At 71.4% G+C, this 25,014-nt stretch carries 23 protein-coding genes and 1 rRNA gene; 18 read left to right on the top strand and 6 right to left on the bottom strand.

Going from position 1 to position 25,014, the window contains the following annotated elements; genetic code table 11:
• The 11 genes from rrf to EDF40_RS18450 form a co-directional block, all read left to right on the top strand.
• Positions 1 to 88: ribosomal RNA gene (gene rrf, locus EDF40_RS18495) — 5S ribosomal RNA — on the top strand; the annotation flags it as partial.
• A 1,505-nt stretch (positions 89 to 1,593) separates the two neighbouring features.
• Complete coding sequence (locus EDF40_RS18490) at positions 1,594 to 2,406, top strand: hypothetical protein (RefSeq protein WP_123341270.1); 813 nt, start codon at positions 1,594 to 1,596, stop codon at positions 2,404 to 2,406.
• A 31-nt stretch (positions 2,407 to 2,437) separates the two neighbouring features.
• Positions 2,438 to 3,409, top strand: coding sequence for an HAD-IIA family hydrolase (locus EDF40_RS18485; protein WP_123341253.1), 972 nt, complete (start codon positions 2,438 to 2,440; stop codon positions 3,407 to 3,409).
• Between the two features lie 10 nt (positions 3,410 to 3,419).
• Positions 3,420 to 3,587, top strand: coding sequence for a hypothetical protein (locus tag EDF40_RS19365; RefSeq protein WP_159572718.1), 168 nt, complete (start codon positions 3,420 to 3,422; stop codon positions 3,585 to 3,587).
• 13 nt (positions 3,588 to 3,600) lie between these two features.
• Positions 3,601 to 4,413 carry a TlyA family RNA methyltransferase gene (locus EDF40_RS18480; RefSeq protein ID WP_260213621.1) on the top strand — a complete coding sequence of 271 codons (813 nt, stop codon included), beginning with the start codon at positions 3,601 to 3,603 and terminating at the stop codon, positions 4,411 to 4,413.
• A complete protein-coding gene (locus tag EDF40_RS18475) occupies positions 4,410 to 5,342 on the top strand; it encodes an NAD kinase (protein WP_123341251.1) in 933 nt (310 codons plus the stop codon). Before EDF40_RS18480 ends, EDF40_RS18475 begins: the two co-directional genes overlap by 4 nt.
• Complete coding sequence (recN, locus tag EDF40_RS18470) at positions 5,339 to 7,033, top strand: DNA repair protein RecN (RefSeq protein ID WP_123341250.1); 1,695 nt, start codon at positions 5,339 to 5,341, stop codon at positions 7,031 to 7,033. Before EDF40_RS18475 ends, recN begins: the two co-directional genes overlap by 4 nt.
• 173 nt (positions 7,034 to 7,206) lie before the next feature.
• Positions 7,207 to 8,922: a CTP synthase gene (locus tag EDF40_RS18465; RefSeq protein ID WP_173170571.1), complete on the top strand. Its 1,716-nt coding sequence runs from the start codon at positions 7,207 to 7,209 to the stop codon at positions 8,920 to 8,922.
• A gap of 227 nt (positions 8,923 to 9,149) precedes the next feature.
• Positions 9,150 to 9,725: an NUDIX domain-containing protein gene (locus EDF40_RS18460; RefSeq protein WP_185003234.1), complete on the top strand. Its 576-nt coding sequence runs from the start codon at positions 9,150 to 9,152 to the stop codon at positions 9,723 to 9,725.
• Positions 9,722 to 10,303: a DUF1349 domain-containing protein gene (locus EDF40_RS18455; RefSeq protein ID WP_123341249.1), complete on the top strand. Its 582-nt coding sequence runs from the start codon at positions 9,722 to 9,724 to the stop codon at positions 10,301 to 10,303. Before EDF40_RS18460 ends, EDF40_RS18455 begins: the two co-directional genes overlap by 4 nt.
• 19 nt (positions 10,304 to 10,322) lie before the next feature.
• The gene (locus EDF40_RS18450; protein WP_123341268.1) at positions 10,323 to 11,375 is read left to right on the top strand and encodes a site-specific tyrosine recombinase XerD; all 1,053 of its coding nucleotides are present in this window, start codon (positions 10,323 to 10,325) and stop codon (positions 11,373 to 11,375) included.
• Positions 11,376 to 11,490: 115 nt separating this feature from the next.
• Here the strand turns inward: EDF40_RS18450 and EDF40_RS18445 are convergent, their stop codons facing one another.
• Positions 11,491 to 11,937, bottom strand: coding sequence for a DUF2510 domain-containing protein (locus EDF40_RS18445; RefSeq protein WP_221180502.1), 447 nt, complete (start codon positions 11,935 to 11,937; stop codon positions 11,491 to 11,493).
• Between the two features lie 123 nt (positions 11,938 to 12,060).
• On the opposite strand from EDF40_RS18445, the gene EDF40_RS18440 reads away from it, so the two are divergent.
• Complete coding sequence (locus EDF40_RS18440) at positions 12,061 to 12,543, top strand: ASCH domain-containing protein (RefSeq protein ID WP_260213620.1); 483 nt, start codon at positions 12,061 to 12,063, stop codon at positions 12,541 to 12,543.
• 9 nt (positions 12,544 to 12,552) lie between these two features.
• On the opposite strand, the gene EDF40_RS18435 is transcribed toward EDF40_RS18440, so the two are convergent.
• Entirely contained in the window at positions 12,553 to 13,584 is a 1,032-nt protein-coding gene (locus EDF40_RS18435; RefSeq protein ID WP_260096152.1) for an LLM class flavin-dependent oxidoreductase, read from the bottom strand.
• 56 nt (positions 13,585 to 13,640) lie between these two features.
• On the opposite strand from EDF40_RS18435, the gene EDF40_RS18430 reads away from it, so the two are divergent.
• Together EDF40_RS18430 and EDF40_RS18425 are read left to right on the top strand one after the other, a co-directional pair.
• Positions 13,641 to 13,973 carry a TraR/DksA family transcriptional regulator gene (locus tag EDF40_RS18430; RefSeq protein WP_123341245.1) on the top strand — a complete coding sequence of 111 codons (333 nt, stop codon included), beginning with the start codon at positions 13,641 to 13,643 and terminating at the stop codon, positions 13,971 to 13,973.
• Between the two features lie 131 nt (positions 13,974 to 14,104).
• Complete coding sequence (locus tag EDF40_RS18425) at positions 14,105 to 14,560, top strand: TIGR02611 family protein (RefSeq protein ID WP_260213618.1); 456 nt, start codon at positions 14,105 to 14,107, stop codon at positions 14,558 to 14,560.
• A gap of 154 nt (positions 14,561 to 14,714) precedes the next feature.
• On the opposite strand, the gene EDF40_RS18420 is transcribed toward EDF40_RS18425, so the two are convergent.
• A complete protein-coding gene (locus EDF40_RS18420; RefSeq protein WP_123341266.1) occupies positions 14,715 to 15,968 on the bottom strand; it encodes an MFS transporter in 1,254 nt (417 codons plus the stop codon).
• A 100-nt stretch (positions 15,969 to 16,068) separates the two neighbouring features.
• Between EDF40_RS18420 and EDF40_RS18415 the strand changes: the two genes are divergently transcribed.
• Both EDF40_RS18415 and EDF40_RS18410 read left to right on the top strand, forming a co-directional pair.
• Positions 16,069 to 16,434 (top strand): helix-turn-helix transcriptional regulator, encoded by a 366-nt coding sequence (locus tag EDF40_RS18415; protein ID WP_123341244.1) that lies wholly within the window; start codon positions 16,069 to 16,071, stop codon positions 16,432 to 16,434.
• Between the two features lie 38 nt (positions 16,435 to 16,472).
• Positions 16,473 to 18,038: a methyltransferase gene (locus EDF40_RS18410; protein WP_395863260.1), complete on the top strand. Its 1,566-nt coding sequence runs from the start codon at positions 16,473 to 16,475 to the stop codon at positions 18,036 to 18,038.
• Between the two features lie 22 nt (positions 18,039 to 18,060).
• On the opposite strand, the gene EDF40_RS18405 is transcribed toward EDF40_RS18410, so the two are convergent.
• Together EDF40_RS18405 and EDF40_RS18400 are read right to left on the bottom strand one after the other, a co-directional pair.
• The gene (locus EDF40_RS18405) at positions 18,061 to 18,921 is read right to left on the bottom strand and encodes an NAD(P)-dependent oxidoreductase (RefSeq protein WP_123341264.1); all 861 of its coding nucleotides are present in this window, start codon (positions 18,919 to 18,921) and stop codon (positions 18,061 to 18,063) included.
• A gap of 110 nt (positions 18,922 to 19,031) precedes the next feature.
• A complete protein-coding gene (locus EDF40_RS18400) occupies positions 19,032 to 19,622 on the bottom strand; it encodes a TetR/AcrR family transcriptional regulator (protein WP_123341243.1) in 591 nt (196 codons plus the stop codon).
• 131 nt (positions 19,623 to 19,753) lie between these two features.
• Between EDF40_RS18400 and EDF40_RS18395 the strand changes: the two genes are divergently transcribed.
• Positions 19,754 to 21,022 carry an MFS transporter gene (locus tag EDF40_RS18395; protein WP_260213615.1) on the top strand — a complete coding sequence of 423 codons (1,269 nt, stop codon included), beginning with the start codon at positions 19,754 to 19,756 and terminating at the stop codon, positions 21,020 to 21,022.
• Between the two features lie 48 nt (positions 21,023 to 21,070).
• Complete coding sequence (locus EDF40_RS18390; RefSeq protein WP_260213625.1) at positions 21,071 to 23,530, top strand: glycoside hydrolase family 3 protein; 2,460 nt, start codon at positions 21,071 to 21,073, stop codon at positions 23,528 to 23,530.
• 450 nt (positions 23,531 to 23,980) lie between these two features.
• On the opposite strand, the gene EDF40_RS18385 is transcribed toward EDF40_RS18390, so the two are convergent.
• A complete protein-coding gene (locus tag EDF40_RS18385; protein WP_123341241.1) occupies positions 23,981 to 24,997 on the bottom strand; it encodes an LLM class flavin-dependent oxidoreductase in 1,017 nt (338 codons plus the stop codon).
• Positions 24,998 to 25,014 lie beyond the last annotated feature (17 nt).

The raw sequence follows: 25,014 nt of genomic DNA, 5'->3' as shown, positions 1-25,014 counted from the left end.
CGGTCACATTCCGAACCCGGAAGCTAAGCCTCTCAGCGCCGATGGTACTGCAAGGGGGACCTTGTGGGAGAGTAGGACGCCGCCGGACTTAACGTAAGAAGATGTGGCCATCGGCCCTCCATCGTGAATTCGCAGGGGAGACCCTCGTTCACGGTGGTGGCCGGTGGCCATTTCTGTTTTGCCGCTCGTCGCTCGACGTCGGCTCCGGTTCATGATGGACTGGAGTTCGAACGTCGGTCCGACCGACGCGGCACCCAACACAACGACACAGCGGACGAACGCCCGGCCTTCGGCCCGGGCACGCGATGAGGAGCAACGGTGGCGAACGACGACGAGCGGCGGAACGACGGCGACCGGGGAGACCGACCCCGACGGGACGACCGAGCCCCTCGACGCGACGGGGGTCCGCGCGGAGACGCTGCGAGCGGAGGCCGTTGGTCGTCCGGTCCACGTGACTTCGAGCGCCGTGAGGGCGACCGCCGTGACCGTCCTGAGCGCTCCGACCGTCCGTTCCGCGACGGCGCTGCACGTCGCGACAGTGCGCCGCGGAGCGGTGGTGACCGTCCGTTCCGCTCCGGAGCCCGTGACGATCGTCCGTCGTGGCGGAGCGATCGCGGCGACTCCGGCCGTCCGCCGCGCGGCGACGGCCCCCGCGGTGCTGAGCGTCCGCGCCGCGACGGGGACCGTCCGTTCCGGTCAGACCGCCCCGCGCGTGACGGCGACCGTCCCGCCTACCGTGGTGGTTCGGATCGTCCGCGTCGCGATGGGGACCGCCCCTACCAGGGTGGTTCGGATCGTCCGCGTCGTGATGGGGACCGCCCCTACCAGGGCGGTTCGGATCGTCCGCGTCGTGATGGCGACCGTCCCGCGTACCGCGGTGGCTCGGACCGTCCCGACCGTCCCGCCCGTGATGGCGACCGTCCGGCCTACCGCGGTGGCTCGGACCGTCCCGCCCGTGACGGCGACCGTCCGGCCTACCGCGGTGGTTCGGATCGTCCGCGTCGTGATGGTGACCGCCCGTACCAGGGCGGCTCGGATCGTCCCCGTCGTGATGGCGACCGTCCCGCGTACCGCGGTGGTTCCGACCGTCCCGCTCGCGATGGAGACCGCCCGTACCGCGGCGGCTCTGACCGCCCGGCTCGTGATGGCGACCGTCCGTCGTACCGTGACGGTTCATCGGACCGTCCGCGTCGTGACGGCGACCGTCCCGCGTACCGCGGTGGCTCCGACCGTCCCGCGTACCGCGGTGGTTCCGACCGTCCCGCGTACCGCGGTGGTTCCGACCGTCCGTCCCGCGACGGCGACCGTCCGGCCCGCGACGGCGACCGTCCGCGCCGCGACGGTGACCGTCCGTCCTTCCGGGGTGCTTCGGACCGTCCGGCCCGCGGTGGCGACCGCCCGCGTCAGGACGGTGGCGACGATCGACGCCGTTTCGGCGACGGGACGCGTCACGCCGGCGCACGGTTCGGCGAGGCAGCCCGCGACGACTGGGAAGACCGCGACCCGTACGGCACGAAGTCGATCCGTCCGCGTCACGACGACCCGGACATCCCCGACGAGATCGATGCGCGCGACCTCGACCCCGCAGCGCGCATGGAGCTGAAGACGCTCAGCAAGGACAACGCCGACTGGGTCGCCCGGCACCTCGTGGCCGCGGCGCTGTTCGTCGACGAGGACCCCGCCCTGGCGAACGAGCACGCCCTGAGCGCCGCCCGCCGTGCCGGCCGCGTCGGTGTCGTCCGCGAGACCGCTGCGATCACGGCGTACCGCCTGGGCGATTTCGCGACCGCGCTGCGCGAGCTCCGCACCTACCGGCGCATCTCCGGCCGCAACGACCAGCTCCCGATGATGGTGGACTGCGAACGAGGCCTCGGCCGCCCGGAGCGTGCGCTCGAACTCGGCCGTTCGGTGGAGCGTGCCGCGCTCGACACCGCCGTGCAGGTCGAACTCGCGATCGCGATGTCCGGCGCACGCATCGACCTCGGGAACCCCACAGCTGCCCTGGGCGAGCTGGAGATTCCACAGCTGGACCCGTCGACGGCCTACACGTGGTCACCGGCGCTCTACAGTGCTTACGCGGCCACGCTCGAAGAGCTCGGCCGCCAGGACGAGGCCGACGAGTGGTGGGCCCGTGTCGACCGTGCGGCAACGGCTCTCGCCGAAGCCGCCGACGAGAACGCTTGGGAGACAGTTGATGTGGTCGAGGAAACGCTCGAAGTCGAAGAACACGGAGACGCCGGCGAGCTCGACGACACCGACCAGCTCGACGACGACGACGCCGACCTCGACGACGACGAGCCAGCCCTCGCCGAGCCCGACGTCGTCGGCGAACCAGGCGACGCCGACGAGCCCGGCGAGCTCGACGACGACAACCCCCGCGACGTCGACGGCTCCGCAGCCGACTGACGTCCCGACCGCGCCGACGGACGGCGTCGACGTGGTGCTCACGGACCTCGACGGCGTCGTCTACCGGGGGCGGAACGCCATCCCGCACGCGGTCGAGGCGCTCACACGGGCCTCGCTGACCGCACGGGTCGGGTACATCACCAACAACGCGTCCCGACGACCGATCGACGTCGCCGAACACCTCGAGCGCTACGGGCTCGAGGTGTCCGAGTCCGACGTCGTCACGTCGTCGCAGGCGGGCGTGCAGCTCCTGTCGACGCTGGTGCCCGCCGGCGCGACGGTGCTCGTCACCGGCGGACTGGGACTGTCGAGCATCGTCGAGGCCGCCGGCTTCACGGTGACGACCAGTGCCGAGGACTCCCCGGCCGCGGTCATCCAGGGCTTCTCCCCGGACCTCGGGTGGAAGGAACTGGCCGAGGCGTCGTTCGCGTTGGCCGACCCGGCGATCCCGTGGGTCGCCACGAACATGGACTGGTCGATCCCGGTCGAACGCGGCATCGCGCCCGGCAACGGCACGCTCGTGTCTGCGGTCCACCAGGCCGTGGGGCGGATGCCCGTGGTCGCCGGCAAGCCGGAGCGCCCGATCTTCGACGCCGCGGTCGAGCGGTTCGGCGGCGGGAAGACACTGTTCATCGGTGATCGTCTCGACACCGACATCAAGGGGGCGAACGACGTCGGGATCCCGAGCGTCCTCGTGCTCACCGGCATCGACCAGGCGAAGCAGGTGCTCGCGGCCGATCAGCGTTCCCGTCCGGTGTTCGTGCTCGAGGACCTCCGTGGTCTGTCCGAGCCCTACCCGGTGACCGTCCGTCGGCAGGACGACGACGGCACGCGGTACGTCACCGTCGGCAGCGCCACCGTGGCGATGCGGGGGCACGTGGTGCGGGTCCTCGACGCCGGCAGCGACATCGATCGACTCCGCGCCGGCGCAGCGCTAATCTGGGAGTCCGGGCTGGCCATCTACGGCCTCGACGTGGACCCGCAGCTCTACGGCGGCGAGTAGCGTGTCGGACGTGCCGAACCCCGAGCAGCCGTCCGCCGACCTGGAACCACAGGACGAGTTCGCCGCGCGCACCTCGGCGGCCGAGACCCTTCCGCTCGTCGAACGTGCAGACGCGTTCTCGGCACTCCACGACGAGCTGCGCACGCGGCTCGAGAGCGGCGGCACCGCGAGTGCCTGAACCGGACGGAGCCGTGCCCGACGCGACCCCGGTCCGCCTCGACGCCCTGCTCGCGACACGTGGCCTCGCGCGCTCGCGCACCGCTGCCGCCAAGCTCATCCAGGACGGCCGGGTGACGGTCGAGGGTCGTCCTGTCGTGAAGCCCTCGACCCCGACCTCGCCGGCTGCCGACATCGTGGTCGACGCGGCCGACGAATGGGTCTCCCGCGCTGCCCAGAAGCTGGTCGGAGCGCTCGATGCGTTCGGCGTCGACCCGTCCGGCCGTGTGGTGCTCGACGTCGGTGCGAGCACGGGTGGCTTCACGCAGGTGCTCCTGGCCCGAGGTGCTCGCCGGGTCATCGCGCTCGACGTCGGGCACGGGCAACTGCACCCCACGATCGCCGTCGACGAGCGTGTCGCGGTGGTCGAGGGCACCAACGCCCGCAGCCTGACCCGGTCGGACTACCTCGCGCTCGACGGCGCCGCAGCCGAGACGACCCTGGTGGTCGGCGACCTGTCCTTCATCTCGCTCCGGCTCGTGCTGCCCGCCCTGGCCGAGGCCGTCCCCGCCGACGACTTCGTCCTGTTGGTGAAGCCGCAGTTCGAGGTCGGCCGCGGTGGGGTGCGCGAGGGCATCGTGCACGATGCGGCACTCCGCGACGACGCCCTGATGAACGTCCTGTGGGCCGCATGGGACCTGGGCTTCGGGACCACCGGGCTCGCCGCGTCTCCGATCATCGGGACGCACGGGAACCACGAGTACCTCGCGCGCTTCCAGCGTGGTGTCGGTGGCAATCCGACAGAATGGAGAGTCCGGGCAACCGAACTCACAGAGGGGACCGCATGAGCGACGACCGGCACATCCTGCTCGTCTCCCACACGGGTCGCCGTGATTCGATCGACGCTGCGGTCGAGGTCTGCGACCTCCTGCACGCCGCCGGTCTGATCCCGGTGATGCCGTTCGACGAGTACGCCGACATCCGGCGGGCCGAAGCCTCGGTGGGGCAGGTCGACATCCTGGGCGTCGACGTCCAGGCGGACCAGCTCGAGATCGTCATCGTGCTCGGCGGCGACGGCACGATCCTGCGTGCGGCCGAACTCGTGCGCGAGACGCGGGCACCGATCGTCGGCGTGAACCTCGGGCACGTGGGCTTCCTGGCGGAGAGCGAGCGGGACGCCCTCGCCGAGACCGTCGAGCGCGCCCTGTCGGGTGAGTACCACGTCGAGGAGCGCGTCACCCTGCAGGTCGACGTGGTCGTCGGCAACCAGATCGTCTACTCGAGTTGGGCGCTCAACGAGGCCACCATCGAGAAGGCCTCGCGCGAGCGCATGCTCGAGGTGGTGACCGAGGTCGACGGTCGCCCGCTGTCCTCGTTCGGGTGCGACGGCGTCGTCGTGTCGACCCCCACCGGGTCCACGGCGTACTCGTTCTCCGGCGGCGGTCCGATCGTCTGGCCCGACGTCGACGCCCTGCTGATGGTGCCGCTCAGCGCGCACGCCCTGTTCGCCCGCCCGATCGTGGTGGGCCCGGACTGCACGCTCGCGATCGAGGTCCTGCGGCGTACGAGCGGTGTCGGGGTGCTGTGGTGCGACGGCCGACGGACGCACGACCTGCCGCCGGGCGCTCGGGTCGAGGTCCGTCGATCGCCCGACCCCGTGCGGGTCGCGCGCCTCAAGGACGCCCCCTTCACCGATCGGCTCGTCGCGAAGTTCCGGCTCCCCGTCACCGGCTGGCGCGGGCCCCAGACCGACGAGGACGAGGAGCACCACCGATGATCGAGGAGATCGCGATCCGTGACCTCGGGGTCATCGGCGAGACCACGCTCGAACTCGGTCCTGGGTTCACCGTCGTCACGGGCGAGACCGGTGCCGGCAAGACCATGATCGTCACAGCCCTCGGGCTGTTGCTCGGTGCTCGGGCGGACGCCGGCTCGGTCCGCCGTGGTGCCTCGAGCGCCGTGGTCGAGGGCCGCTGGAACGTCCCCGAGCACGCTGCCGTCGCCGAACGCGTCGAGGACGCCGGCGGCGCGGTGGAGGATGGCGAACTGATCCTCACGCGCACGGTCTCGGCCGAGGGCCGCAGTCGAGCCACGGTCGGGGGCCGGAGCGCTCCCGTCGCGGTGCTCGGTGAACTCGCTGACCAGCTCGTGACGGTGCACGGCCAGTCCGACCAGATCCGACTGACCTCGTCGACCGCGCAGCGTGCGGCGCTCGACGGCTTCGGTGGGGTGGCCCTCGAGAAGGCCCTGAACCGGTACGTCGCCGCGTACGACGCGTGGCAGCAGCACACGGGCGAACTCGAGACACTGACGCGCGACCGCGACGAGCGGGTGGCCGAAGCGGACCGGATCCGCGCTGCCTCGGACGAGATCGAAGCGGCCGACCCGCAGCCCGGCGAGGACGTCGAGCTCGCCGAGCGCGCTGACCGGCTCGGCAACCTCGAGGAACTCCGGCTGTCCGCGGCCCTCGCGCACGAGGCCCTGTCCAGCGAGTCCCTCGACGGCGTCTCCGACGTCGTCGGCCTGGTCGAGTCCGCCCGACGCGCCGTCGAGCGGGTCGCCGACTCCGACGCCGCCCTGCAGCCCGTGCTCGAACAGCTCACGGAGCTCGGCATCCAGGCGGCCGAGGCCTCGGCGAGCATCTCGAGCTACCTCGGCTCGCTCGAGCCCGAGGCCGGTCACGACCTCGAGCTCATCAACGAACGGCGCGCCCTGCTCGCCGGCCTCACCCGCAAGTACGGCGAGACCGTCGACGACGTCATCGACTACGGGCAGCGGGCGAGCGACCGCCTGCTCGAGCTGGACGGCGACGACGACCGCATCGCGGCGCTCCAGCAGTCCGTCGAACAGGACGAGCAGGCCCTCGGGGCGGCAGCGGCCGCGTTGACCGCTGCCCGCACGAAGGCAGCAGCGGACCTCGCGAAGCGCGTCACGACCGAGCTGAAGACGCTCGCGATGGCCGGCGCCACCCTGGTGGTCGAGGTCACCGACGCGGGCGAGTACCGCCGACACGGACGCGACCAGGTGTCGATCCTGCTGCAGCCGCACTCCGGCACCGACCCCCGACCGATCGGCAAGGGGGCATCGGGCGGCGAGCTCTCGCGCGTGATGCTCGCGATCGAGGTCGTGATGGCCGGCAGCACGACCGTGCCGACGTTCGTCTTCGACGAGGTCGACGCCGGCGTGGGCGGTGCGGCGGCGATCGAGATCGGCCGTCGGCTGGCGAAGCTCGCCGAGCGCACGCAGGTCATCGTCGTCACGCACCTGGCGCAGGTCGCGGCGTTCGCGAACAACCACCTCAACGTGGTGAAGGACGCCAGCGGCGCCGTGACCTCGTCGAGTGTGCGACGGCTCGAGGGCGAGGACCGCCTGCAGGAGATGGCGCGGTTGCTCTCGGGGCTCGGCGACAGCGCGAGCGGCGTGGAACACGCCCGCGAACTGCTCGACGTGGCCGGCCAGACGGCCTGACTTGCCACGCGGCCGCAAGGAAGCAAGCAAGCACGCACGCACGCACGCAAGCAAGCAAGCAAGCACGCGCGCCCACGCGCGCACGGCCCGAAGACCCGGCCGCCCACCCCGCGCAACGCCCACGGCGAACCGAGGTCGCGCCTCCCGGCAGTTCTGACGTACGATGGAATCCCGTGGCGGACACTCTCAGCAGCGGTACCCAGGCAAACACCCCGACCCCGAAGGTGACGAAGCAGATCTTCGTGACCGGCGGGGTCGTCTCGTCTCTCGGCAAGGGCCTGACGGCAGCCAGCCTCGGCAATCTCCTGACGGCTCGCGGCCTCAAGGTCGTCATGCAGAAGCTCGACCCGTACCTCAACGTGGACCCGGGCACCATGAACCCGTTCCAGCACGGCGAGGTCTTCGTGACCGACGACGGTGCAGAGACGGACCTCGACATCGGGCACTACGAGCGTTTCCTCGACATCAACCTGGCGCAGTCGGCGAACGTCACGACCGGCCAGGTGTACTCGACGGTCATCGCCAAGGAGCGTCGCGGCGAGTACCTCGGTGACACCGTGCAGGTCATCCCGCACATCACCGACGAGATCAAGCGTCGGATGCGCGAGCAGGCGGAGAACGACCCGCAGCCCGACGTCATCATCACCGAGGTCGGCGGCACCGTCGGCGACATCGAGTCGCAGCCGTTCATCGAGTCGGCGCGCCAGGTGCGCCACGAGCTCGGCCGCAACAACGTGTTCTTCGTGCACGTGTCGCTCGTGCCGTTCATGAACGCCTCGGGTGAGCAGAAGACGAAGCCGACGCAGCACTCGGTCGCCGCGCTCCGCTCGATCGGCATCCAGCCCGACGCCCTCGTGCTGCGGTCGGACCGCCCGGTGTCGGACTCGAACAAGAAGAAGATCGCCCTGATGTGCGATGTCGACGAGGACGCCGTGGTGAACGCCGTGGACGTCCCGTCGATCTACGACCTGCCGACGCTGCTGAACAACCAGGGCCTCGACCAGGTCATCGTCGACGCGCTCAAGCTCGAGGCCGGCCCGGTCGACTGGACCGCGTGGACTCCGGTGCTCCGTGCCGTGCACGAGCCGAAGAAGGACGTCACTATCGCCCTCGTCGGCAAGTACATCGACCTGCCGGACGCGTACCTGTCGGTCACCGAGGCGCTCCGTGCCGGTGGCTTCGCGCACGACGCGAAGGTGACGCTGAAGTGGGTCGTCTCCGACGACTGCACCACGCCCGAGGGCGCTGCGAAGCAGCTCGGCGACGTCGACGGCATCTGCATCCCCGGCGGGTTCGGCGTGCGCGGCATCGAGGGCAAGCTCGGCGCGCTGCGCTTCGCCCGTGAGCAGGGCATCCCGACGCTCGGCCTGTGCCTCGGCCTGCAGTGCATGGTCATCGAGTACGCCCGCCACGAGGCCGGCCTGACCGACGCGTCGAGCACGGAGTTCGACCCGGAGACCTCGACGCCGGTCATCGCGACCATGGCGGAGCAGGTGGACATCATCGCCGGCGGCGACCTGGGCGGCACCATGCGCCTCGGCCTGTACCCGGCGACGTTCAGCTCCGGGTCGTTGGCGGAGTCGCTCTACGGTGCGCCCGAGGCGTCCGAGCGCCACCGTCACCGCTACGAGGTCAACAACACGTACCGGCAGCAGATCGCGGACGCCGGCCTGGTGTTCTCGGGCACGTCGCCCGACGGCAGCCTGGTCGAGTACGTCGAGCTGCCGCGCGACGTGCACCCGTTCTACATCGCGACGCAGGCGCACCCGGAGCTGCGCTCGCGTCCGACGAACGCGCACCCGCTGTTCGCGGGGCTCGTCGCGGCCGCGATCGAGCGCCACGAGGCGTCCAGCCTGTTCGACCCGCAGAACGAGGAGCAGGTCGCGTAAGCGCAGCCCAGCCACGAGCGGACGGGAGGTGGGCCCCGCCAGCCGGTACCGGCGCACCGCGCCAGCGGGGTGACGGCCGTGCCTGGAGGGACGGTGCCAGCTGGCACCGCGCCTCCCGTCCGTCTGTGGTCGCGTTCACGGCACCTGGTTCCGACACGCAACCGCGGAACGACGCGGCGCTGTGTCCGGAGCCTGGTTCCGCGACGGGCGCGTGCTTGGATGGTTCCGTGACTGACGCACCCATCGCTGACGAAGCCGCCTCGTTCGAGGTCACCGAGTCCACCGTCGTGTACGAGGGCGCCGTCTGGGACGTGCGCCGCGACGCGATCGCGTACCACGACGAGACGATGGTGCGGGAGTACATCGACCACACCGGTGCCGTCGCGGTCTACGCCGAGGACGACGAGGGCCGTGTCCTCGTGATCCAGCAGTACCGCCACCCGGTGCAGGTGCGCGACTGGGAGCTGCCGGCCGGGCTGCTCGACGTCGAGGGCGAGGACCTCCAGGTCGCTGCCGCCCGAGAGCTGGCAGAAGAGGCCGACCTCGAAGCGGACACCTGGAAGCCGCTGGTCCGGTACAACACGTCGTCCGGCGGGAGCAACGAGTTCCTGCAGGTCTACCGCGCCCGGGGCGTGCGGCCCACGACGACGGCGTTCGAGCGCGAGGCCGAGGAAGCCGACATCGTGAAGCGGTGGGTGCCGCGGGCCGAGCTGGTGGAGGCGATCCTCGATGGTCGGCTGCACAACTCCGGGCTGGTCGTGGCCGTACTCGCGGTGGATGCGCTCGAGCGAGGCCGCGCATGAGCCTGCGAGAACTGGTCGACGCGGCGACGTGGACGCACGAGCCCGAGGCCGTGGAGCTCGACGGCGATGTGCTGCGGGTCACGGCGGCCCGGGGCAGCGACGCCTGGCGGACCACGTCGTACGGGTTCGTCCACGACTCCGAGCACGCGCTGGTGCAGCCCCTCGACGGGTCGTTCTCGGTCGAGGCATCGTTCGTCCTCGACTACACGGAGCAGTTCGACCAGGCCGGCGTGTTCCTGCGCGTCGACGAGCGGAACTGGATCAAGGCCGGTGTCGAGGTCTCCGACGGGACGCCGCAGCTCGGCGCCGTGGTGACCCGTGACTCCTCGGACTGGTCGGTGGCGCCCGTGCCGGAGTGGGTGGGACGCGTGGTGACGGTCCGGGCCAGCCGCGAAGGTGATGCCGTGACCGTCCGGGCCTGGGCCGAGGACGAGCAACCCCGGCTGGTGCGGGTCGCGTACCTCGATCCCGATGCCGCCGTGTCGGCGGGACTGCTGTGCGCTGCTCCGACGCGTGCCGGCCTGACCGTGACGTTCACCGGGTACCGGGTCGGAGCGCCTGACGAGGCGCTGCACTGACCGTGCGCCTGCTGTCGTGATTCCCCTGGACCGTGCCACGGAGACGTACCTGCGGCACGTCGCGATCGAGCGCGGGCTGTCGCAGCACACGCTGTCGGCGTACCGGCGTGACCTGGCGGTGTTCACCTCGTGGCTGGCGACGGCTCCGGTCGTCGAGTCCGACGGTGCTGACCGAGCCGGTGGGGCGTCTGCGATCGACGACGTCGGGCGGCTCGCTCGGGCAGACGTCTCGGAGTTCGTGACCTACCTGGCGACGAAGCCGGACGGTCCGCTGGCACCGAGGTCGATCGCCCGGATGCTCAGTTCGGTGCGCTCGTTCACGGCCTTCGCGGCGGGCGAGGGCTGGCTGCCGCTCGACCCCGGCACCGCCGTCCGGCCACCGAAGGCCCCGATGCGGCTGCCGAAGGCGATCTCGGTCGAGGACATGGAGCGGCTGCTCGGCGCGGTGTCGACGGGCGGCTCTGCTGACGGCCCCGCGGGTGGCTCCGCGGATGGCTCCGCGGGCGGCTCCGCCGGTGTGGACGACCCCGTCCGGCTGCGGGACAAGGCGTTGCTCGAGCTGCTCTACGCCACCGGCGCGCGGATCTCCGAGGCGGTGGGGTTGTCGGTGGACGACGTGACCACGCTGTCCGATGGCTCGGCCCCCGACGCCGATGGCCTCGCCGTCGTGAAGGTCACCGGCAAGGGGAACAAGCAGCGGGTCGTGCCGCTCGGCAGTTTCGCGCGGGCGGCGATCGACGCCTACCTGGTGCGGGCGCGGCCGGTGTTCGCGGCACGAGGGACCTCGACGCCGGCGCTGTTCCTCGGCGCGCGCGGTGCCCGGCTGTCACGACAGAGCGCGTGGCTCGTGATCCAGTCGGCTGCCGAGGCGGCGGGCCTCGAGGCGCACGTGTCGCCGCACACCTTCCGGCACTCGTTCGCCACGCACCTGCTCGAGGGCGGTGCCGATGTGCGTGTGGTGCAGGAGTTGCTCGGGCACGCGAGCGTCGCGACGACCCAGATCTACACGATGGTCACGGCGGACATGCTGCGGGACGTCTACCAGACGGCGCACCCGCGGGCGCGGCGGTAGGGCTCGGCGTTCGGCGGGCCCGGGCGTGCGCGTCGTGAGCAGAAATGGTCGGGTGGCTGGTCGGCACCCGACCATTTCTGCTCACGAAGTCGGACGGTGACGGCCCCGGGATGCGTCAGAAGAGGTGGAACTGGGCCGACGCCGCCACCGCGCCCGTCGCGACCGCCACCACCACCGCGCTCGAGGACGCGCTCCTCGCGGCGACCGCCCACCCACCGGTCGCACCGGGGCGAACGACACCGACGAGCCGGCACACGAGAGCGAGCGCACTGCAGGCACCCAGCGGGTTGATGAGGATCGACGTCAGGGCCAGCAGCACCGCGAGCACCGTGAACACGCACAGCCGTCGATCGCGACCGCCGCCGGATGCCCACGCTCGGGTCCGGATCGTTGCCGTGTGCACCGAGAACGCTGGGCCCACGGGTGCGACGACGATCGGCACGACCGGTTCCGGAGTACTCGGCAGGACACGGGTCGCGGCGCCCCAGGCGTGACCGTCCCACCAGCGGAGACGACTGGCGTCCTGCGGGTCCGGGAACCAGCCTGCGGCCGGCAGTGTCACGGGGACTCCTCGAGGTGCGGGGGACGGTGCTCCTCGAAAGTAGGGGACGCCGCCCCGCCGCCACAGTCCCAAGGCGGGTGTCGGCACAAGTGCGGACACACGGCGGTGCGCTACGGTCGGCTGGTGACCACGACCCTCGACGGCTTCTGGAACGCACGGCGAGACGAGGCTCCGGAACTGCCGGCCGAGGTGCCGGAGGCGTGGTCGTTCGGTGCCACTCCGGAGCAGGCAGACGAGCTGCTCGGCCTGGTGCTCCGCGGGGTCAAGGACGGCACAGCGTCATCGCTCTGGGACTACGAGTCGACGGGCGACCCGCTCCCCGCGACCGGTGAGTGCAGCATCGTGACCGACGGCGCCGGTGTTCCCCGGGCCGTCATCGAGACGACGGACGTCCGGATCGTCCCGTTCGACGCCGTCGGGGCCGAGCACGCGCGTGCCGAAGGTGAAGGAGACCGGACTCTCGAGCACTGGCGGACGGTGCACGAGGCGTACTGGCGTGAGCACTCCGAGAACCCGCGCGGCTTCGAACCGGACATGCCGGTGGTCTGCGAGCGCTTCCGGCTGATCTGGCCGACGCCGACGACACCGCCGACCGTCAGCGCCTGACCGAGCAGATCAGGCCGGGACGGGCGCCGCGTCGACCTCGGTGAACACGTCCTTCACGGCGGCGAGCAGCCGCGCGTTGAAGTCGACGCCGAGCTGGTTCGGCACCGTGACGAGCACGGTGTCGGCAGCGCGGACGGCCTGGTCCGCCGCGAGCTCCGCGACGAGGTCCTCGGGCGAGCCGATGTACGAGCGGCCGAAGCGTGCGAGCCCGCCGTCGAGGTGCCCGACCTGGTCCTGCCCCTCGACCTGCGCGCGGACGCCGAAGTAGTGCCGCGACTCGTCGTCGATGATCGGGATGATGCTGCGCGACACCGAGACGCGCGGGGTCCGGTCCCAGCCCGACTCGGCCCAGACGCGGCGGAAGCGCTCGATCTGCTCGGCCTGCAGTTCGTCGAACGGCACGCCGGTGTCCTCGGTGAGCAGGGTCGACGACATCAGGTTCATGCCCTGCTCGGCGGTCCACTCGGCGGTGGCTCGTGTGCCGGCGCCCCACCAGATGCGGTCGCCGAGCGAGTCGGAGAGCGGGGAGATCGGCAGCGATCCGACCGAGCCGGTCATCTGCGGGTTGGCGTTGGCCATCGGTTCGCCGGCGACGGCGCGACGGAACACGCTGGTGTGCGCGCGGGCCATGTCGCCACCGTTCTCGTCGGACGCATCCGGCACGTAGCCGAACTGCTGGTAACCGGCGAGGGCGGTCTCGGGTGAGCCACGGGAGACGCCGAGCTGCAGTCGTCCGCCCGAGATCAGGTCGGTCGCCGCGGCCTCCTCGGCCATGTAGAGCGGATTCTCGTAGCGCATGTCGATCACGCCGGTCCCGATCTCGATGCGGCTGGTCTTCGCGGCGATCGCGGACAGCAGGGGGAACGGTGCCGCCTGCTGCGGTGCGAAGTGGTGCACGCGGAAGTAGGCGCCGTCGACGCCGGCCTCTTCAGCAGCGACCGCGAGGTCGATCGCCTGCACCAGGGACTCACGCCCGCTGCGCACCTTCGACCCCGGCACGTCGCGCCAGTGTCCGAACGACAGGAACCCGATCTTCGTCATGTCGATGCAAACGCATCCGGAGAGTCGGGCATTCCGTCACGACTACGGTGTCCGCCATGGACGACCCCCGCACCGCGCTCGACACGGAACGCGCTCGCAACGAACGGCTGCTCGCCGACGTCGAGCGGAGCATGCGCGACGTCAGTGATGCCCGCCAGGACGCCAACTCCGACGACGAGCACGACCCCGAGGGCGCGACCCTCGCGTGGGAGCGCGGCTCGCTCGGCGCCGTCCGCGACGTGGCCCGGCAGCGGATCGAGCAGGTGGACGCCGCGCTCGCGCGGCTCGACGCCGGCACCTACGGGATCTGCGTGGTCGGCGGGGAACCGATCCCAGCGGCCCGATTGGCCGCCGTCCCGTGGGCCGCAACGTGCGTCGCCCACGCGTGACGGGCCTCCCGGCGGACACCCGCTGACGGACGGGAGGCGCGGCGCATCCCCGCCACACGTCCTCCGTCACGCGCACCCCGCGTCCACCGCGTGCGCCGCGGATTCCCAGCCGCACGCCCTACGTTTTCGGCATGGACGGCGACGCGAACGACGGACCCGGCGAGAGCCGGACCGACGGTGCGCCGCGTCAGCGCTTCCAGTGGTTCCACGACATGCGGACCTGGATCCACGCCAGGCCGCACCTGCACCTGTTCTACAAGGTCCTCGTCGGCATCGTCGGCGGGCTGGTCGTCATCATCGGACTCATCCTGGTGCCGCTGCCCGGGCCGGGGTGGCTCGTGGTGTTCATCGGCCTCACGGTGCTGGCGAGCGAGTTCCACTTCTTCCACAAGATCATCGTGTGGCTCAAGGCGCAGCTGCACCGCTTCTGGGACTGGGCCAAGCGGCACGGACCGAAGCGCCTGCGCGATGCTGCCGACCGGGGCAAGGCCGACGTCGACGCAGCCCACACGGGTGCCGCTCGGACGGTCGGGGTGCGCGGTCGTGGACGGGCGCGCGGCGCGAACTCGGCGCACCCGGGGCACTAGGTCGGGTCGCCGCGGCCGTCACCGTGCCGTTTTCGTCACTGCGTGCGACGTTGATCGCTCCGTGCGGCGCTGCAAGCTCCCACTGAGCGAGCAACCTCGCACGGGATGACCAACCTCGCACCGTGCGCCCGGCGCGCGCCGCCCGCCGGGCCCGCTACTCCGCCGCGACGCGGATCGAGCCGGTAGCGGTGCGCTCGATGACCTCGGCGGCCTGCTCCTCGACGGCGGCCGCGTCCTTCGACGTCAGCTGCAGCACGAGCGCGACGACGGCCGCGAGCACGATGAACCCGCCGTACCCGGCGATGACGGGGACGAGTCCGATCGACGGTTCGAGCAACCCACCGATGACGGCGGGGACCCCGAACGCCAGGTAGCTGACGACGTAGATCGTCGAGAGCAGTCCGGCGCGGTGGGTCGGTGCCGCGGTCGCGAGCAGCATCCGCAGCGGTGCCTGGAACCCGGCGCCGAAGCCGATGCCGGCGATCCCACTGCCGACGACGAGGCCGGGCAGGGAGTGGGCCATCACGAACGCCACGGTCACGATCGGGCCGAGCACCAGGGCGACGAGCCCGACGAGCACCGCGCGACGAGCGTCCATCCGCTGCGTCGCGAGTCCGGTCAGCGCGCCGACGCCCGTGACGACGGCGATGAGTGCGCCGGCCGCGAAGTGGTTCGTGATGCCGAACACCGCACCGAGGGCCGAGGGGACGAGCGAGAGGAACATGCCGCCGAGGGCCCAGCTGGCGACGAGGGAACCGACGACCCCGCGGAACAAGCGACGCGAGCTCCGCGGCACGCTGATCGTCGGGCGGAGCGAACGGAGTGCTCCGGGGCGCCGTTGGACCTGCTCGGGGACCACGAACAGCGCCAGCACGAGGAGCACGAGCAGCGCACCGAAGACCAGGTAGACGAGCTGCTCCGGCGCTGGACCCCACTGCACGAGCGCCCCGCTCGACATCGCACCGGTGGCCAGCGCGATCGGCGGGATGACGCCGTTCAGCACGCCGGCCAGGGTCGGGTGCCGCTCGAGCGAGTTGTCGATGAGGGCCGCCCCGAGTGCACCGATCAGGAGCCCGACGGAGACGCCCTGCACGATGCGGTCGACGATGAGTGCGCCGACGCCGTCCGCGATCGCGAACAGTCCGAGCGACAGGGCGACGCCCAGGCCTCCGGCCACGAGCACGGGTTTGCGGCCGACGTGGTCCGACAGCCGCCCGGCGATCAGCAGGCTCGCGAGCAGCCCGGCGACGTAGATGGCGAAGACGCCGGTCAGCATGAGCGGCGTGAGGTTCCACTCGGCGGCGTAGACCGGGTAGATCGGCGAGGGGACCGCGGACGACGCGACCGACACCAGGAGCATCGCCGCGAGGATCCAGAACCCGGCGACCGAGCGAGCTGACTGCTGCATGAGCATCCTTCCGATGGTCCGTTGTACGACTGCATTCGTACCGCAGTCCGCTGTACGACGCAAGTCGTACAGCAAGCCGAACGGTGGTAGCGTCCCATCCATGCCCGCGCACGTCGATGCCCCCGAGCGGCTGCCCCAGCCGACCGTGGCCGAGATGGACCTCCCCGTCGTCCTGGACGCCCTGAGCGACCCGATCCGGTTGGCGATCCTGCACCGCTACCTCGTCGACGCCGCCGGTGGTGAACGGAGCTGCGGCTGGGTCGGGATCGACCGACCGAAGTCCACGCTCACCCACCACTTCCGGGTCCTGCGCGAGGCCGGACTGCTCGAACAGCACCTCGAGGGCCTGACCCGCATCAGCCGGGTCCGCATCGAGGACGTGCAGCAGCGGTTCCCGGGGCTGCTCGACCTTGTGCTCGACTGGCAGGTGCCCGCGGCCCTGCTCCGCGACGGGATCGAGTCGTGAGCGCGGTGCCCGGCGCGGGTGCCGACGCCGGCGCCGGGGTGGCCGTGCACACGCTCCCCGACATCGGTGCTGACCCGGCCGTGACGACGGCGCTCGCAGCGGACCTGGACGCCGCAGGCTTCACCGTCGACCGGGTCGACGCACTCTGGGGGACCGAAGCGGCCGCATCGCTGCACCGGGGCTCGCGAGTGGCGGCCCTCCGTGCCCTGGCTGCTCGTGAGACATCCCCGCTCGGCACCCTCGCCACCCTGTTCGTGCTCGGACTGCCGACGTCCCGCGCGGACGCCGCAGCCGCGTTCCCGACCGCCGGGCTCGACGCCGTGGTCGCGGCAGGCCTGCTGCGGGTCTGTGGCACCGACACCGACACCGACGCCGCGGTCGTGGAGCCGACGGTCGACCTGCGTCCCTACGCCTTCGTCGACGACCTCGGTGCCGGCAGCTGGTGGATCGTCTCGGACCTCGGCGAGCTCGCCCTCGGCCACGCGATCAGCGAGGAGCACGTCCTCGGCATCGGCGGCGCCACCACCACGCTGAGCGGCCTGCAGGTCCCCGTCCCCGTCCGCACGGTCCTCGACCTCGGCACCGGCTGCGGGATCCAGGCCATGCACGCCCGACGCTTCGCCGAGCACGTGGTCGCCACCGACATCTCGCGCCGCGCCCTCGACATCGCCCGCTTCAACGCGCAGCTCAACGGCATCGACGGGATCGACTTCCGGTACGGCTCCCTCTTCGAGCCCGTCACGGGGGAGCGGTTCGACCGCATCGTGTCGAACCCGCCGTTCGTCATCACACCCCGCCGGCCGGGCGTCCCCTCGTACGAGTACCGCGACGGCGGCATGGTCGGCGACGCGCTCGTCGAGACCGTGCTCCGCGGCCTGTCCGAGCACCTCGAGCCCGGTGGGACCGCGCAGCTGCTCGGCAACTGGGAGTACCACTGGGGCGTCGACGGCCTCGACCGCGTGCGCAGCTGGTTCGCGGACACCGACCTCGACGCGTGGGTCATCGAGCGCGAGCGCCAGGACCCCACGTCGTACGCCGAGACCTGGATCCGCGACGGCGGCACCAAGCCCGGGACGCCCGCGTTCGACACGCTGATGGCCGCCTGGCTCGACGACTTCGCGGACCGCCGCGTCACCGGCGTCGGCTTCGGGTACGTCGTGGTGCGTCGAGCCCTGCCAGGAGGAACGGCGAGCCTCCGTCGGTTCGAGCGCGTCCCCGAGACGCTCGGCTCCAACCCCGCCGGGCTCGGCGCCACCGTCGCTCGCGTCCTCGACGCGGCCGCGTGGCTGGCCGCCAACGACGACGCCGCGCTCGCCACGGCGCACCTGACGGTGGCGGGCGACGTCACCGAGGAGCGCTACTACTGGCCGGGCAACGACGACCCGACGGTGATGACGCTCGTGCAGGGCGGCGGACTCGGACGACGGGTGGACGCGGACACCGCGCTCGCCGCGTTCGTCGGGGCGTGTGACGGCGACCTGTCCGTGGCGGCGATCGTCGGCGCGCTCGCGCAGATCACGGGCGTCGACGAGCAGGTGCTCGCCGCCGACCTGTTGCCGGCGGCGCGCGACCTGGTGCTCGACGGGCTGCTGCTGCCGGCCTAGCGAACGGACGGCGCGGGCGCTGTCAGCGCCCGTCGCGCCAGCTGTGCTCGGGAGCGTAGCCGAGCAGCTCGCGGGCCTTCTCGGACGACAGCAGCGAGCTGACGCCGTCGATGTCCGCGCGACGCTCGATGTCGGGCACGTAGCGCTCGACGAGCTCGATCGTCGGGGTGTCCATCACGGTGTCGGGACTCGCGATGACGAACGCCTCGAACCCGGTGAGCTCGGCCTCGACGGCCTTGCGGACCGCCTGGGCGCCGTCACGCGAGTCGATGTAGGACCACAGGTTGAAGGTCTTCGCCTCGGGGGTGGCGTCCCACGGGAACGCGGGGTAGTCGGTCTCGTCCATCACGTTCGAGAACCGCAGGCCGATCATCTTCAGCTCCGGGTCCCAGCGGGTGAAGTGGCGGGCCATCTCCTCTTCGACGGCCTTGCCGAGCGAGTACGACGACTGCGGGCGGACCGCGAACTCCTCGTCGACCGGCAGGTAGGGCGGGTGGTGCTCGCCCATCGGGATGCCGAGCAGGGTCTCGCTCGACGCCCACACCAGGTTCTTGACCTTCGCGGCGCGTGCTGCGTGGAAGACGTTGATCGACGCCGTCACGTTGTTCGTGATGAGCGCCACGTCGGGGACCTGCCCCGGTGCGGGCACGGCCGCGAGGTGCACGACGGCGTCCACGTGGTCGTACCGGTCGTCGATGCCGAGCAGGGCGTTCAGGACCTGGCCGTAGTCGGTCAGGTCGATCCGGACGAACTGCACGCCCTCGGGCTGGTCGGGGGAGGGAACGCGGTCGAGCAGCACCACGTCGTACCCGTGCGCATCGAGGTCGCGCACCACCGCTCGTCCGAGCTTGCCGCTGCCGCCGGTCACCACTACACGCGTCATCGCGTCACTCCACATCCTCGTCGGGTCGCCCTCCGGGCACGCCCCATCCTGCCCGGCACCGCCTGACCCGACCAGGCCCTGTCCGTACCCCGCTGTCCGGCGGGGGAGCGTCAGGCGGTGGGGGCGACCTGGGCGATCGCGAGCCGGGCGACGAGCTCGACGTGCTGCGCCATGTCCCGCGACGGGTCGAACAGCCACTGGATCTGCATGCCGTCGGACACCGCGAGCAGCACGCTCGTCAGTTCCTCGGCATCGACGTCGGCGCGGAGCCGTCCGTCCTGCTGCATGGTGCGGAAGTCGGCGGACAGGTCGCGACGGCTGCGCTCGTAGCGCTCCTGGAAGTACGCGTGCGCGGGGTGCTCGGGGTCGGTCGCAGCGGCGGCGGAGAGGTTGACGAACATCTGCACCAGGCCGGGGACCTCGGCGTTGTGCCGGACGATCGCCGCGAGCAGTGCAGCGGGGTCGGGTGCCTGCCAGTCGTGGGCGAGGTCGAGCTCGTCGCGTCGTCGCAGGATCTCGACCCAGAGCTCGTCCTTGGAGTCGAAGTAGTGCAGCAGGCCGGCCTGGGTCAGCCCGACGGCGTCGGCGATGTCCTTGATGCTGGTGCGGCGGAACCCCTGCGAAGCGACGAGGTCGAGCGCGACCGTGAGGATCTCCTCGCGCTTCGCGATGCCCTTCGCGTACGAACCCCGTCGTGCCATGGCAGGACTGTACCGCTCGGAGTGCACACGGAAAACCTAGCCGCACTTGGTTTTGGTGTTACCGTGGGCGGAGCCGCCGACGAAGGCGTGCGAGTCACCGGTGCAGGTGGCGTACCCGAGAAGAGGTTGCAGTGGCCAACGACGCCCTGACCGTCAACGACACCCCGACCGCAGTCGCACCCACGCGCGGCCGAGGTGCCCCGCTCATGTACACGCTCGGCATGCCGATCGCGATGCTCGGCCTGTACATCGCGCTGCTGCCGCCGGTGCTGGTCGCCATGGCGCTCAAGGTCGCCGAGATCGCGCCGGACAACCAAGCGGGCGTGCTCGGCCTGGCACTCGGTGTCGGCGCGTTCGCCGCGATGGTCGCCAACCCCCTGGCCGGTCGCTTCAGCGATCGGACTGCCGGGAGGCTCGGCATGCGTCGTCCGTGGATCATCGGCGGCACCGTGGTCGGCTTCGCGGGCCTCGTGGTCGTCGCGACGACCACCTCGACCGTCGTGCTCGTCCTCGCGTGGGGCGTCACGCAGATCGCCTACAACGCCACGATCGCCGCCATGACCGCGGTCCTGCCGGACCACGTCACGCGGTCCCAGCGCGGCCGGGTCGCGGCGCTGCTCGGGCTCTCCCAGAACCTCGCGCTCGTCGGCGGCACGTTCCTCGTGCAGCTCTTCTCGACCTCGGCGACGCAGATGATCATCCCCGGCGCGATCGGGTCGATCGTCGTCGTGCTCTACGCGCTCGTGTTCCGCGACCGCGTGCTCTCCCACCGGCCGACGTCGAAGCTCAGCGTCGGGCAGGTCTTCGGCTCGTTCGTCTTCAACCCCGTGAAGCACCCGGACCTCGGCTGGGCCTGGCTCACCCGGTTCCTGATGGTCGCCGCGCAGTACACCGCGGTGAGCTACCTGACGTACTTCCTGCGGGACGACATCGGCGTGGACCCGGACCACGTCGCGAACGCGGTGTTCCAGGGAACGCTGTGGAACGTCGTCGGCATCGTGCTCACCTCGCTCATCGCCGGCTGGCTGTCGGACAAGCTCGGCCGCCGCAAGCTGTTCGTCGCGATCGCGGGCATCGTCGGCGTGGTCGGGCTCGTGATCATCGCGCTCGCGCCGTCGCTCGGCATGGTCCTGGTCGGCGAGTTCGTGATGGGTGCCGGCATGGGCGTCTTCTACGCCGTCGACCTGGCGCTCATCACCGACGTGCTGCCGTCCGACGAGGACAACGCGAAGGACCTCGGCGTCGTCAACATCGCGCAGGCCCTGCCCCAGTCGATCGTGCCCGCGGCGGCCCCGGGCGTCATCGCCCTGACCGGCGGGTACAGCGGGTTCTTCATCACCGGCGCCGTCGTCGGACTGCTCGGCATCGTCTCGGTGTCCCGCATCCGCGGCGTGCGCTGACCACGCTTCCCCAGGCTCTGAACGAAAGGACCGACCATCGTGACTACCGTGAACGACGTGACCCCTGCCTCCAGTACGGCCGAGCGCATCGACGCGCTCGTCGACCAGCTGACCACCGACGAGAAGGTGCAGCTCCTGACCGGGCGCGACTTCTGGACCACCTGGCCCATCGAGAAGATCGGGCTGCGCCGGATCCTGATGTCGGACGGCCCCTCGGGTGTCCGTGGTGAGGTCTGGGACGAACGCGACCCGTCGCTGAACCTGCCCTCGGCGACCGCGCTGAGCGCGTCGTGGGACCGCGCGATCGCGAAGCGCTACGGCGCCGCAGCAGCCGTCGAGGCACGCCGCAAGGGCGTCGACGTCGTCCTCGGCCCGACCATCAACCTGCACCGCTCGCCGCTCGGTGGCCGGCACTTCGAGGCGTTCAGCGAGGACCCGGTCCTGACCGGTGACCTGGCTGCGTCGTACGTCGACGGTGTGCAGGAGAACGGCGTGGCCGCGACCCCGAAGCACTACATCGCGAACGACTACGAGACCGACCGCTTCACCGCGTCGACCGAGGTCTCCGACCGGGCACTGCGCGAGCTGTACCTGCTCGCGTTCGAGAAGGCCGTGACCGAGGCGCACGCCTGGGCGATCATGTCGTCGTACAACTCGATCAACGGCGTCACCGCGTCGGAGCACGACCTGCTCGAGACGCCGCTGAGCTCCGAGTGGGGCTTCGACGGCATCGTCGTGTCCGACTGGACCGGCGTGCGCTCGGTCGACTCGGCGAAGGCGTCGCAGGACGTCGCGATGCCCGGCCCGAACCAGTGGTGGAGCGAGGGTCCGCTGCTCGCCGCCGTGCAGTCCGGTGCGGTGCCGATCGAGGCGATCGACCGCAAGGTCCGCCGCATCCTGACCCTGGCCGCCCGCGTCGGCGCACTCGAGGGCTTCGAACCCGTGGCCGCGCGGCCGGTCCACGTCGAGGACGGCGTCGCCTTCGTCCGCGAAGCCGAGGCCGAGGGCACCGTCCTCGTCCGCAACACCGGCGTGCTGCCGCTCGACGCGCCCGCCGTCTCCCGCATCGCCGTCATCGGCCACAACGCCGACCAGGCCCGCACGCAGGGCGGTGGCTCGGCCACGGTCGTGCCGTCGCAGGTGGTCTCGCCGCTGGACGGCATCCGCTCGGCGTTCCCGGGCGCCACGGTCGACTACGCGATCGGTGCCGTCGTGCAGGAGGGCATCGCGGAGTTCCCGCTGTCCACCATCACGAACCCCGGCACCGGCGAGCCCGGCGCCCGCGTCGCCTTCGTCAAGGACGACCAGGAACTGTACGTCGAGGACCGCCGCGCCACGGCACTGTTCTGGTTCGGCGGCGACGCCCCCACACGCGAGGCCGACCGGCTCGACATCACCACGACCTACACCGCGCCGTCCACCGGCACCGTGCGGATCGGCATCGGGGCGGCCGGCCGGTCGCGGATGTGGATCGATGGGGAGCTCGTGCTCGACGAGGACGTGCCGTTCGAGGGCGACCAGCTCGGCGCGGCGTTCCTCAACCCGCCGGCGCGGTCGGTGCCCGTGTCGGTGACCTCCGGGCAGCAGGTCGCGATCCGCATCGAGTACGACGTCATCCAGGACGAGACCCTCGGCGGGGTGCTCGCGTACCAGTTCGGCACCGAGCCGTCCGACGAGGACCCGTCGGTGCTCACCGATGCCGCCGTCGAGGCCGCCCGCTCGGCTGACGTCGCCGTGGTGGTCGTCGGCACGAACTCGAAGGTCGAGTCCGAGGGGTACGACCGCTCGTCGCTCGCGCTGCCAGGCCACCAGGACGACCTGGTGCGCGCGGTCGTGGCGGCGAACCCGAACACGGTCGTCGTCGTGAACGCCGGCTCGCCCGTGGAGATGCCGTGGCGGAACGACGTCGCCGCGGTCCTGCTCACCTGGTTCGGTGGCCAGGAGTACGGCAACGCGCTCGCCGACGTGCTGACGGGCGCGCAGGAGCCCGGCGGCCGTCTGCCCACCACCTGGCCGGTCGCGATGGCCGACGTGCCCGTGCTGGACGTCACCCCCGTCGACGGCAAGGTGTCGTACGACGAGGGCGTCCACATCGGGTACCGCGCCTGGCTCCGTGCCGGCACCACGCCGGCGTACCCGTTCGGGCACGGCCTCGGCTACACCACGTGGACCATCGACGGCGTGGTCGCGACGCCGACCGTTTCCGAGGGCGACGCGGTCATCGTCACGGCGACGGTCGCCAACACCGGACCGCGCGCCGGCAAGCACGTCGTGCAGGTCTACGCCTCGCGGGATTCCTCGGCGGTGGACCGTCCGGCGCGCTGGCTCGTCGGGTTCGCGCCGGTCCGCCTCGGCGCGGGGGAGTCGACCGAGGTCTCGATCGAGGTGCCAGCCCGGGCGTTCGCGCACTGGGACGGAGCCTGGCAGTACGAGCCCGGCACCTTCACGCTGCACGTCGGAGCCTCGGTCACCGACGAGTCCGGGAGCGCGGCCCTCGAACTGGTCTGACCAGTTCGTCCGGTTTCCGCGCACCGACGACGCCTGTTGAGTCACATCGATGTGCGCCAGTCGGCTGGTTACCGTCGGCGCACGCACCGACTACGGGGTCGCTGGTTGTGCGACTCAGCCTCCTGATCCGGCTGACGATGCCCCAGCTTCCCCGGTGCGTCCAGAATGCGTCCCCGCGTCCGCGCGGGGGCGCATTCGTTCGTCCCGACTGTTTCCGTCCTGGAAGGGGTTCGGCGAACCGGTTGACGGACTTCGTGCGATCTGGGCAAAACGGGTGACGGATGATCAACTTTCTCGTCCTGAGGGTGCAACTCAGTGTGACAAACCGCTCGGTAGGTGGAACGATGGTCCCACCATCCCGTGCGGATCAGGGACGAGATGGTCATCCGGCAGGGTTCTCGAGCATCACCGACTCGATCTGAGCCCCGCCGGATGTCCTGATCCGGTCTCTCAGGCCCGCAGTGCCGGCGCGATCTCCTCGGCGACGATGCGCAGGATCCGCTCGTGGGCGGCCACGTCCCCGTTCGCGGGCAGGGTGATCACGAGCTCGTCCGTGGCGGTGACGGCGGGGTCGGCGAGCAGGGCGTCGACGATGGCGGCCGGCTCGCCGGACAGCACCTTGCTGAACCGGAACGGCGGACCGGAGAGCGGTCGGCCCTCGTCGTCCATGCCCGAGGCGTACCCGGTCAGGAACTCTTCGTGGACCGCGCGGTCGTGGTCGTCGAGCAGCGGGACCACGATGCGGCCCACCGCGACCTTCGCCGTGCGGCCGGTCCCGCCGTGCAGCTCGGTGAACCGCTCCCGGTACGCCGCGATCTGGTCGGCCTGTGCCTGGGCGAAGGGTGCACCGGTGTCCTCGGTGTTCAGGGTCGAGCAGTGCAGGAGCAGTCCCTTCTCGGCCGTGCGCACCGCCGTGCCCATGCTCCCGCCGCCCCACCACACGCGGTCGCGCAGGCCGGGGCTGAGCGGCTGCAGGGTCAGGTCCGCACCGGCCGGGATGCTCTCGTAGCCAGAGCCGGCGCTGCCGAGTGCGTCGCCGTCGAGCACCTCGAGCAGTCGGGCGGCCCGGGCCTCGGCCTCGTCGCGGAACGAGCGGTCGACGGCGCCGAACACCGGGTCGAGGATCGGCCCGTACCCGGCGATGCCCGTGCTGATGCCGAGCTGCACCCGCCCACCGCTCAGCAGGTCGACCGTGCTGGCGTCCTCGGCGAGGCGCACCGGGTCCTCGTAGCGCATGCCGAGCACCGCGGTGCCGAAGGCGATGGTGCTCGTGCGCTGGGCCGCGGCGGCGAAGAAGGTCATCGGGCTGGTCAGGAAGGGCTCGAAGTGGCGACCGCGGACCCAGCCCGTGCCGTAGCCGAGGGTCTCGGCCGTCTCGAACAGCCGCAGACCGTCCTGCAGGGCGCTCGCCGCACCCGCAGTGCCGCCGTGGTTCGGGACGAAGGTGAGGAAGCCGAGTTCGCGCATGACGCGAGTCTATGCGC

Source organism: Curtobacterium sp. PhB170 (genome assembly GCF_003752345.1).
Taxonomy (GTDB): domain Bacteria; phylum Actinomycetota; class Actinomycetes; order Actinomycetales; family Microbacteriaceae; genus Curtobacterium.
This window is presented reverse-complemented; position numbering and strand designations above follow the sequence as displayed.